At 37.6% G+C, this 10,427-nt stretch carries 13 protein-coding genes; 12 read left to right on the forward strand and 1 reads right to left on the reverse strand.

The window, feature by feature from the left end; translation table 11 throughout:
- The first annotated feature begins 14 nt into the window (after positions 1 to 14).
- Together DBX25_RS02005 and DBX25_RS02010 are read left to right on the forward strand one after the other, a co-directional pair.
- On the forward strand, positions 15 to 272 hold the full coding sequence (locus tag DBX25_RS02005; RefSeq protein ID WP_108669109.1) for a hypothetical protein: 258 nt from the start codon (positions 15 to 17) through the stop codon (positions 270 to 272).
- Positions 273 to 383: 111 nt separating this feature from the next.
- Positions 384 to 1,517, forward strand: a complete 1,134-nt coding sequence (locus DBX25_RS02010) for a DUF4145 domain-containing protein (protein ID WP_108669110.1) — start codon at positions 384 to 386, stop codon at positions 1,515 to 1,517.
- 226 nt (positions 1,518 to 1,743) lie between these two features.
- Here the strand turns inward: DBX25_RS02010 and DBX25_RS02015 are convergent, their stop codons facing one another.
- Positions 1,744 to 3,411 carry a CoA-disulfide reductase gene (locus DBX25_RS02015; protein ID WP_108669111.1) on the reverse strand — a complete coding sequence of 556 codons (1,668 nt, stop codon included), beginning with the start codon at positions 3,409 to 3,411 and terminating at the stop codon, positions 1,744 to 1,746.
- A 524-nt stretch (positions 3,412 to 3,935) separates the two neighbouring features.
- On the opposite strand from DBX25_RS02015, the gene DBX25_RS02020 reads away from it, so the two are divergent.
- From DBX25_RS02020 to DBX25_RS21075, 10 genes are all read left to right on the forward strand, one after another.
- Entirely contained in the window at positions 3,936 to 4,295 is a 360-nt protein-coding gene (locus DBX25_RS02020) for a rhodanese-like domain-containing protein (RefSeq protein ID WP_108669112.1), read from the forward strand.
- 32 nt (positions 4,296 to 4,327) lie between these two features.
- Positions 4,328 to 4,624 carry a rhodanese-like domain-containing protein gene (locus DBX25_RS02025; RefSeq protein WP_108669113.1) on the forward strand — a complete coding sequence of 99 codons (297 nt, stop codon included), beginning with the start codon at positions 4,328 to 4,330 and terminating at the stop codon, positions 4,622 to 4,624.
- Between the two features lie 158 nt (positions 4,625 to 4,782).
- Positions 4,783 to 4,971: a hypothetical protein gene (locus tag DBX25_RS02030; RefSeq protein ID WP_108669114.1), complete on the forward strand. Its 189-nt coding sequence runs from the start codon at positions 4,783 to 4,785 to the stop codon at positions 4,969 to 4,971.
- Between the two features lie 13 nt (positions 4,972 to 4,984).
- The gene (locus DBX25_RS02035) at positions 4,985 to 5,239 is read left to right on the forward strand and encodes a spore coat protein (protein ID WP_108669115.1); all 255 of its coding nucleotides are present in this window, start codon (positions 4,985 to 4,987) and stop codon (positions 5,237 to 5,239) included.
- Positions 5,240 to 5,343: 104 nt separating this feature from the next.
- Positions 5,344 to 5,709: a hydrogenase maturation nickel metallochaperone HypA/HybF gene (locus tag DBX25_RS02040; RefSeq protein ID WP_108669116.1), complete on the forward strand. Its 366-nt coding sequence runs from the start codon at positions 5,344 to 5,346 to the stop codon at positions 5,707 to 5,709.
- Positions 5,699 to 6,358: a hydrogenase nickel incorporation protein HypB gene (hypB, locus tag DBX25_RS02045; protein WP_108669117.1), complete on the forward strand. Its 660-nt coding sequence runs from the start codon at positions 5,699 to 5,701 to the stop codon at positions 6,356 to 6,358. Before DBX25_RS02040 ends, hypB begins: the two co-directional genes overlap by 11 nt.
- A complete protein-coding gene (gene hypF, locus DBX25_RS02050; RefSeq protein WP_108669118.1) occupies positions 6,343 to 8,643 on the forward strand; it encodes a carbamoyltransferase HypF in 2,301 nt (766 codons plus the stop codon). Before hypB ends, hypF begins: the two co-directional genes overlap by 16 nt.
- A 6-nt stretch (positions 8,644 to 8,649) precedes the next feature.
- Positions 8,650 to 8,883, forward strand: coding sequence for a HypC/HybG/HupF family hydrogenase formation chaperone (locus tag DBX25_RS02055; protein ID WP_108669338.1), 234 nt, complete (start codon positions 8,650 to 8,652; stop codon positions 8,881 to 8,883).
- Entirely contained in the window at positions 8,858 to 9,964 is a 1,107-nt protein-coding gene (gene hypD, locus DBX25_RS02060) for a hydrogenase formation protein HypD (RefSeq protein ID WP_108669119.1), read from the forward strand. The genes DBX25_RS02055 and hypD overlap by 26 nt, the downstream gene beginning before the upstream one ends.
- Before the next feature lie 3 nt (positions 9,965 to 9,967).
- Positions 9,968 to 10,427 (forward strand): AIR synthase related protein (locus tag DBX25_RS21075; protein ID WP_240620116.1); only part of this gene is annotated, 460 nt, incomplete at its 3' end.

The following is a 10,427-nucleotide window of genomic DNA, read 5'->3' on the forward strand; positions in this document are numbered from 1 at the left end:
GGGGGAAATAAAAGATGTTTATCTACAAATTGATTGAAACGGAATACAATTTTGATCAAGGTATGGCAAGCTATAGTAGTGAATTTTTATGTTTATATCATTCTGAAAAATACTCTGACGCAGAGTTTTCACAACAATGTAAAGCAGCCCTGAATGAATTGACATTAGAAAATAATACACATTCAAAAGAACTTGTGGTTAAAAAATTAATGGAATTGTTTGGGTATAAAATTTTTGAAACAGCAGCAAGTTACGAACTTGAATTAGTATAATACTAAAAATATTACGATTCAGGTTTTCCTTTGATAAATATTGTGAATAATAGATTAAGATAATTTCAATCTTTTTATCTAATAATTCTTACGAGAATGGAGCTATAGACTATGGACAAGCAATCGTACTTTTATCAATTTTTAGAACCAATTTCAAGGGAATTAGCTTTAGTTGCACGTGAACTTGAAATTAGTATTTTTACTAGCCCGCGTACGATGCTTACTCATGCCAGAGTTTTTGTTGAAACGATTCTGCAGAAGGTGATTCAAGCAGAAAAAATACAGGAAGAACCTCGTACCAATTTAAAAGAGCGACTAGATTTGCTTAATGATAATGGATATTTAATCCCTGAAATAAAAGACGCTCTTCATCATGTTCGTCAAATCGGCAATCAAGCTGCCCATGATGCAAGGAAATTCCGCTATTCAGAGGCTCTTCTCTCATGGGAATCACTTTATAAAATTGTAAAATGGTATGTAGAGGTATATGGACCAGTCACTGTTTCGGTTCCTGACTATCAAGACCCAACTCCACGTTCGGAACAGAGCTACGATATATCGGAACTTGAGGTACGGCTAAAGTCGATGGAGGAGTTACTTTCCAAATCTTTTCAACAGATTGTCGGAGAGTCTGCACAAATGGAAGTGGCAGCTACTACAGCTACTGCAACGGTTGAAACACCGATGGAGCCTGTTGTAGTTCCAGGTTTTACTACTATTCGGACACTTTCATATAAAAACCAAAAACTTCAGGTTCCACACTTCCTTCGTGACGCATTTCTATTGCCACAACGATTTGAAAGATCAGAGACATTTTTGATCAGGTTAGGTGCTGAGCAGCAGGCTCGGATTATGAGCGAATTGCCGAGTAACTTGGAGGGTCTCCACAATCATGTGAAGCGTTACAGTAACAAAAATGACGAAACCTTCTTTGAAGAATTAAAGATGTTCATTCAGGAAGAGAAAGAAAGAAGGCAAATTTACATTGAACGACCTGGTGAACTTTTCTTATTTTATAAGTCTGATTATATTGTTGTGACTCAGGAACTGTCACAGTTACCTCTAACTTGCGACGAATTTACAGGAATTCCGAGTCTAATTAGACAATTGAATGATGATCAGATTGAAACAGTCGGACAGTTGCCTAAAGAACTTGTAATTCTAGCAAAATATGAGAATGTTGGTATTGGTACTGTGGAAAAATTATTTGAACAGCTAAAAGAAAAACAGCAATCGGTCACTTAATGGTCAATACTAAAATCTATCCGTAGCTTTTTTCTTCAATTCCTATTTCTAATAGGTTTGATTTTCAAATGATATACAAAAAGGCAAACCCTCTAAAACTAGTGGGTTTGCCTTTTTGTATATCAAATCTAAATTTTAATGAAAGTCATTTTAAGAAGAATAAAAATTATAATACTCCCAAAAAACCGAACTTCTTAGCAAAAACCTTTATGGAAAATTGAAATTATTAAGTGGTTTTTGCTAATTGTTCTTTTTTCACAACAGAATAAGTCTTCCAACCACCATCGACATTGATTGCTCTGAATCCATGTCCTTTTAGAATACGAGTTGCAAGGTATCCTCGTAATCCAACCTGACAGGATAGGTAGATTGGTTTGTCTTTTGGTAATTCTTCTAGACGATCTCGGATTTCTCCCAGAGGAATGTTGACTGAGCCTTGAATATATCCGTTTTCTCTCTCATGTGGCTCGCGGACATCGATTAAATATCCACCATTATTAATAATATCATCGATTTCATTCCATTGAACGGTTTCGATACCTTCTTCTATTATATTGGCTGCAACATAACCAGCCATATTAACCGGATCTTTCGCAGATGAGAAAGGTGGAGCATATGCAAGTTCAAGCTCAGTTAAATCAAAAATGTTTAATTCTCCTTTAATCGCAGTTGCAATCACATCTATCCGTTTATCGACACCGTCTACACCGACACCTTGTGCACCAAGAATTTTCCCATTGCTTCCATCAAAAATTAGCTTTAATGCAATCGGGTAGGCTCCTGGATAGTAACCTGCATGAGAAGCGGGGTGGATATGAACAACTTTGTAGTCCAACCCAAGCTTTTTCAGAGTTTTTTCGTTATTTCCGGTTGTTGCTACGGTTAAGTCAAAAACCTTGGCAATGCCTGTGCCGAGTGTACCTTTGTAGGTTTCTTTTTTTCCATAAATGTTATTGGCAACTATGCGACCTTGGCGGTTGGCAGGACCTGCAAGCGGAATCATAGCAGGCTGTCTATTCATGTAGTCTGTTACTTCAATCGCATCACCAAGTGCATATATATTTTCATCATTCGTTTGAAGGTATTCATTTACTTGGATACCTCCGCGTTCACCTACATTTAAACCAGCGTTTAGGGCTAACGTGTTTTCAGGTTTGACACCAATTGACAGGATAATCATATCTGTCGCGATCTCTCTACCACTAGAAAGAATGATTTTTTTACCGGAATCACAAAAAGAATGAACTCCGTCTTCTAAGATAAGGGTTACTCCTTTTTCTTTAAGGTGTTGATGGATAATAGCTGCCATCTCAAAATCTAAAGGAGCCATAACTTGATTTGCCATTTCTACAAGTGTTACGTGAATACCACGTTCAACAAGATTTTCTGCCATTTCTAAACCAATGAAACCACCACCAATTACAACGGCTTTTTCTGGTTTTTGGTCGTCCACGTATCCTTTAATCTGATCTGTATCTGGAATGTTACGAAGCATGAATACATTTTTTGCTTCAAGCAGACCAGGAATCGGAGGTACAATTGGTTTTGCACCTGGAGATAAGACAATAACATCATAACTTTCTTCATATGTTTCATTCGTCTGTAGGTTATTGACTGTTATGGTTTTCTTTTCACGATTGATGTTTGTGACCTCACTTAGATTACGGATGTCTAGGTTGAATTTCTTACTCATGCCTTCTACAGTTTGAACCAATAATTTGTCACGGCTTTTAATTGTTTCCCCAATATAATAAGGAAGTCCACAGTTTGCAAAAGAAATATGTTCTCCTCGTTCGAACATAATGATGGTTGAAGATTCATCTAGTCTTCTAAGTCTAGCTGCGGCAGTTGCTCCTCCAGCGACTCCACCTATTACAATAATTTTTTTACTCAAATTGATCTCTCCTAAACGTAAAATAAATACCCCTATACGTATAATTACATTTTTTCGTCGAAAAATATGTGATAATTATCACAATATGTAAATTTATTTTTCAATCATACAAATAATGTTTGTTAATGGTTGTAAATAGTAGGGGATTTAATAACAAACACACGCCTACTTATATAAGTTTTTGTGAAACGTGTATGGGTATATGATATAACGCTCAGTATTTATTTCAAGGAAAAAGTTCTATAGGGATTCGGATAAAGTGAAAATATCTAATGCATAGATGAAGACTTCTTAAAGGGTTGGAGGAAAGACAATATAATACCCTATACCGTTCATTCAAGTAGATGAGTGGAGTTTATTGTTACTACTTCTTATTGACTATACTTTACTTAAATTAAATAAAGCTTGTAAAAAAATATTGAAGCTCAATCTATAATAGAAACTTTCTTGTTGACAAGATACCCATGAGGGTATATTATTATCCGTGTAAGAGAGATTAGTTAAATTGTAAATGAGGTACAAAAATGTTATATATAATGATTCCATTACTTGTTTTTACAGTTGGGTTTCTATATAAAAGATATGTTCCTGTAAGGGGAGTCCCTTGCTCGGTTTTACCTGATTTAGAATCAACAAAGATTGTAGATGTTAGAGATTATAATCTGTCCTATAACGATCCAATCATCCGAGCAATCAATATTCCAGTTGCCTACATGAAAAGACATTTTAAAGAAATACCGAATGTGAACATTCATGTTGTAGCATCTGATCATCTTGAGAAAAATATGAGTATTCGATTTTTTCGTAAAAAAGGCTTTACGGTTATTGGATATACATTAACTGATTGTAAATGTAATCAAGATATTAAAGAAATAACTATTTAATAATAATAAAAATTCACAAGGGGGAAAAGATGATGAAGGAATTAACAGCAAAAGAAGTGGAAGCATTAGTAAATGAAGGTAAAGCGATCGATATCATTGATGTAAGAGAAGTGGATGAAGTGGCTGCTGGTAAAATCCCTGGTGCAGTAAATATTCCTTTAATTTTAGTTGAGTTTCGTATGCATGAGTTAGATAAATCTAAAGAGTATATAATGGTATGTCGTTCTGGAGGAAGAAGCGGCCGTGCTTCACAATTCTTAGAAAGCCAAGGTTTTAAGGTAATTAATATGGCTGGCGGAATGTTAAATTGGGAAGGAAAAGTGGAATAACATATAAGGTCAAGGAAATGAAATAAGTAACCGTTTAACCTTCATTCAGGAATGAGTGGAGGTTTTTAGATTTTGTAAAACCATGTAACTCAAAAGAATAATTTTACATTAATTAGGGATATTAAATGTGTAAATTGGTACGAAAGGAGAAATATGATATGAATCAATCATTAACAGAGCTAGAACTACAGCACTTAAGGAAAACTATCGGTGGACATGGAAACATCGTGACAAAACTAGAGTCTTATGCAGAGCAATGCACAGATCCTGAATTAAAAGCAATGCTGCAACGAGATGCCCAATCGGCAAGGCAAGCACAACAGCAATTAATGACATTTTTAGGGTAAGGGGGGAAAGAAGATGTTACAGGATAAAGATATGGTGAATGATTATTTAGCTGGCATTAATGCTAGCTTAACTGGCTACGCTGGTATTATTAGTGAATGTAATAATTCAGACCTAAGACAAACATATATTCAGCTACGTAACCAAGATGAAGCTCGCCAAAGAATTTTATACAATTATGCACTTCAAAAGGGCTATTATAAGCCAGCTGCAACTGCTACACCAGAGCAAGTCCAACAGCTTAAGTCACAACTGTCTGCTAATCAGTAATATTATAAATATTTATAGACCTTCATTCTATCAACGAATGGAGGTCTTTTTTTAGTTGAACCAATCATAAAATTTAAAAAGAAGTATATCGGTAGGTGTTCTACATGCATGAAATGTCCCTAATGGCGGAAATTCTTCAATTAATAGGTGAAGACGCTAAATCAAAAGGCATAATTTATGTAAAAAAAATTGAAGTAATAGTCGGAGATCTGTCTAACGTTTTGCCCGACGCATTAGAGTTGGCGTTTACTTATTTTAAAATAAAGAAGCAGGACCTCATCGACCAAAATACAGAATTACAAATTATACGTGAAGTGTCGAAAGCGAAATGTACAAACTGTCATCTTGTATTCACACCGGATTATCGGATTGCTCTCTGTCCAAAATGCGGACTACCGATATGTGAACTCATTTCTGGAGAAAACTTTAGGGTCGAATCTTATGAAGGAAGTGATGTAATTGAAAGTTAAGCTTCGGGAAGATGTGCTTAAGGATCTCAATAAGACTGCTCAAATTAATCGAAGGATTTTTCAAGATAAAAAGACTCTCGTTATTAACTTAATGAGTTCGCCGGGTGCTGGAAAAACAACCTTGCTTGAAGAAACAGTTAAATTGTTAGCGGATGATTTAACCATTGCTGTTATTGAAGGGGATTTGGCGACAGAGCGTGATGCAGAGCGATTGCGTTCCCTTGGCATTAAAACTGTCCAAATTAATACGGTTGGAGGTTGTCATCTTGATGCCAGGATGATTGAAAAAACATTACCAGAATTTGAACTAGAAAAAATTGATATTCTTTTTATCGAGAACATTGGGAATCTTGTATGTCCCTCAGGTTACGATTTAGGTCAGGATTATAAGGTGGTAGTCTTAAGTGTCCCAGAAGGCAATGATAAGATTCCAAAATATCCGGTCATGTTTCGAAGAACTGATATGACAATCATCAATAAAATTGACCTCCTGCCATACGTTTCATTCAATATTGCTGATGCAAAAAAAGATTTGTTTGAAATTAATCCTAAAGCACAATTTAAAACGCTATCCGCAAAGACGGGGACAGGGATGGTTGATTGGATCTCTTGGATAAAGGATGCGTACCAACAATGTATACAGCGTTAAGAATAACGGTGACCGGAAGGATTCAAGGTGTGGGTTTTCGCCCTTTTGTTTATTCACTTGCTAAGAAGCATGAGCTTAACGGAACGGTCCAGAATATCGTGGGAAGCGTAAGAATCGTTGTCGAAGGAGAAGAAGAAAACGTAGAACGAATGGTGAGTGAACTAAAAACATCACAGCCTTCATTAGCCAAAATAGATGAGGTGTGTATCAAAGGTGTTGCTCCCAAAGGATATGAAGAGTTTACCATTTTGCCGAGTGAAAAAAGTGGTGATACTCTGCCTTGGATTTCTGCAGATGCCGCGTTATGTAAGGATTGTTTAAAAGAATTGATGGCTTCTGATAATCGTCGGTACCACCATCCTTTCATTAATTGTACACAATGTGGTCCACGGTACTCGATTGTTAAAGGCCTGCCGTACGATAGACCGAAAACAACGATGAATAAATTCATCATGTGTCCTGATTGTCAAAAGGAGTATGAAAATCCAATGGATAGGCGCCATCACGCCCAACCTATATGCTGCCCCAATTGTGGACCAGATGTCACATTACTCGATAAAAATGGGGTGGTATTGGCTGAAAATATTGAGGCTATATCCGTGATAGCCCAATTGATACAAAAAGGAAATATTGTGGGAATAAAAGGAATTGGAGGTTACCACTTAGCATGTGATGCTTTTCAAGAAATGGTTATTGAAGAACTTCGAAATAGAAAGAGACGTCCCCAGAGACCATTGGCCATTATGGTTAAATCGGTAGAAACGGCAAGAAAATATTGTCACATTTCTGACCATGAATCGACATTCCTAACAGGAACAGAAAGTCCGATTGTTATTTTACAAAGAAAAATAGATTGTCCTTTACCTATAAATATCTCACCGGGCTTATCAACAATTGGCATGATGTTACCATACACACCAGTGCATCACCTGATGTTTGAAATAAGTAACTTGGAATGCTTGGTGATGACTAGCGCGAATCCTTCAGGTCTTCCGATGCTTTTCAAAGAAGAGGATTTTCACCACTTACAAGAGTTATGTGATTACGTATTAGTCCATAACCGAGAAATCTTCATGCCAATCGATGATTCTGTCGTCCAATTAGACAAAGAAAGTCCGTTTATTTTACGTCGTGCAAGAGGGTTTGTTCCTGATCCGATGAAGACAACTTCCAACGTTGATCGAATCATTTCTTTAGGAGGCAATCAAAAGAATACGTTTGCGTTAGGAAAACATAATCATATTATGTTAAGTCCTCACATCGGAGATCTCGACAACGAAGAGATGATATTTTCCTATGAGAAGCAACTTCTTCATTTTAAGGAATGGCTATCCGTCGAAGAAGACTATTTTGCAATAGATAAGCACCCTTTATATGCAACTACTGCATTTGCAAAGAAACTCAATGGACAAGTGATACCAATTCAACATCACCATGCCCATCATGTATCTTGTATGGAAGACAACGGCCTTAGTGAAACCTGTTTAGGAATCATCTTAGATGGTACCGGTTACGGTGAGGATGGTCATATTTGGGGATATGAATTTTTATATGGAAATGCAGAATCCTTTGAGCGATTGGGCCACCTAAAATACACGCCACTACCAGGCGGGGAAAGAGCTGTTAAGGAACCTTGGAGAAATGCAGTTGGGATGTTGCTTCACTATTTTCCTAATGAAGGGAAAGAATGGGCATCTAGACTTTTTCCTGAGAAGCTACAAGATATTACTGTTTTAGAAAAGATGGTTAAAAATCAAATCAACACTCCATGGGCAGGAACTTGTGGTCGGTTATTCGATAGCATTAGTGCCATACTTGGAATCTGTCTAACATCCACCTACGAAGGAGAAGCTGCAATTAAACTATCAGATTATTTGAATCGTGATGAGGTAGAATATTCTGAAAAAATCTATCCTTTTCATATAAAAGAAGAAGGTGATAACGGACTCCAACTCGACTTTTCACCGATGATTCAACAAATCATACAGGACAGATTTGCCAATCAGCCTATCGCTGCAATTATCCACGCCTTTCATAGAACCATCGTTTCTTCTTGTGTTCAAATGATTCAAGTGTTAGTGGAAAAACGTCCAGACATCAATCGAACTGTTGTGCTATCAGGCGGTTCTTTTCAAAATCTCTTCTTAGCAATTGAGGTTCAAAGGCATCTTCAGCAACAGGGTTTTAATGTCTACACCCATAAGAATGTCCCCTGTCATGATGGTGGAATATCATATGGGCAAATCATCATTGCCTCTCATATTATTCAAAACAAAAGGCGGTGAATGGAAATGTGCTTAGGAGTACCTGCGAAGGTCATTAAATTGGAAGAACATCAGGCTTTAGTGGATGTAATGGGCTCACGGATGTATGTAGGCATCATTTTTGTTCCAGAAGTAGAGCTTGATGACTATGTTTTATTGCATGCCGGACAGGCAATGACCATCGTGGATGAGCAATATGCAAAAGAGAGTATAGAAGAATGGAGGAATGTATTGGATGCTAAACATGGACCATTTTTCTGACCCTTCCCTTACCCGTATTTCAGTAGAAGCGGTGATCGAATTAGCCACTAGATTTAAAGAGGAAAAGGGGAGGATCCCCGTCTTTATGGAAGTATGTGGTTCACATACGATGGCTTTTGCCAAAACGGGGATAAAAACTAGATTAAAAGACTTTGTCCAGTTAATTGCAGGTCCAGGTTGCCCTGTCTGTGTCACTGATCAAAAATCGATTGATAGCATGATCCAATTGTCAGAAGGGTCGAATAGGATCTTATGTACCTTTGGTGATATGATGCGGGTCCCAGGTTCTAAGTTTACTTTGATGAAAGCGAAAACGGAGGGAAAGGACATAAGAGTCGTATACTCTCCATTAGAAAGTGTGAGGATCGCTGAAGAAAATCCTGATAAAGAAGTCATCTTTTTAGGAATTGGTTTTGAAACTACCATACCGATTCTTGTTCTAGCCATTCGAGAAGCAGAGAAAAAAGGGCTACAGAATTATTCCATGTGGATGACGACTAAACTAGTAGAGCCGGTATTGAGGGCATTGCTCGATTCTGGTGAAGTCAACCTGGATGGATTTCTCCTGCCTGGTCATGTATCAGTCGTACTAGGCAAACGGAGTTACGATTTTTTAGCGGAGGAGTATGGGATTTCAGGGGTCATAAGCGGCTTTGAGCCCATTCAATTATTAAGTGGAATCTATAAACTTCTACAGCTTCACCTGGGAAAAAAGGTAGACATTCTTAATGACTATACATATATGGTGAAGGACGAAGGGAATGTCGTTGCCCAGAGATTAATGGAGGAATATCTGGAACCTAATGACGAAGAGTGGCGTGGAATGAGCACCATTCCGGGTAGCGGGTTGATACTGAAAGAAAAATACGCATCATTTGATGCTAAAAAGAAGTTTGAGATTATCATAGATGAGCCAAGAAAAACAAAATGTCGGTGTGGTGAAATCATTCGTGGATTGATAACACCTGAAGAATGTGTTTTGTTCAATAAAGCCTGTACCCCAACCTACCCAATCGGACCTTGTATGGTTTCCACCGAAGGAACATGTGCTGCCCATTTCCAATACATGAGGGAGGGATAATATATGGTGAATCGAATTAGCTTAGCCCATGGAGAGGGAGGTGAGCTGACCCATGAATTGATACAAGAGGTATTTGTAAAAGCGTTCGGCAATGATAAGCAAACAAGATTGGATGCAGCGATTATAAACTTTTCATCACAGCGAACAGCTATCACGACTGATAGTTTTGTCGTGAAGCCTATCTTCTTCCCAGGAGGAAACATTGGCAAGTTGGCCGTTTCGGGTACTGTAAACGATTTAGCGGTAAGCGGAGCCATCCCTATTTTTCTAACGGCGGCCTTTATTATTGAAGAAGGATTTAAACTTCAGGAATTAAAAGAAATTGTTTTCAGTATGGCGGATGAGGCTGAGAAGGCAGGGGTGAAAATCATTGCCGGAGATACGAAAGTAGTCGAAAAAGGAAGTGTCGATGGCGTTTTTATTAACACGACAGGATTTGGGGTTATCCCTGATAACTACGTGA

The organism is Peribacillus acanthi, from assembly GCF_003073175.1.
Lineage (GTDB): Bacteria > Bacillota > Bacilli > Bacillales > DSM-1321 > Bacillus_BN > Bacillus_BN acanthi.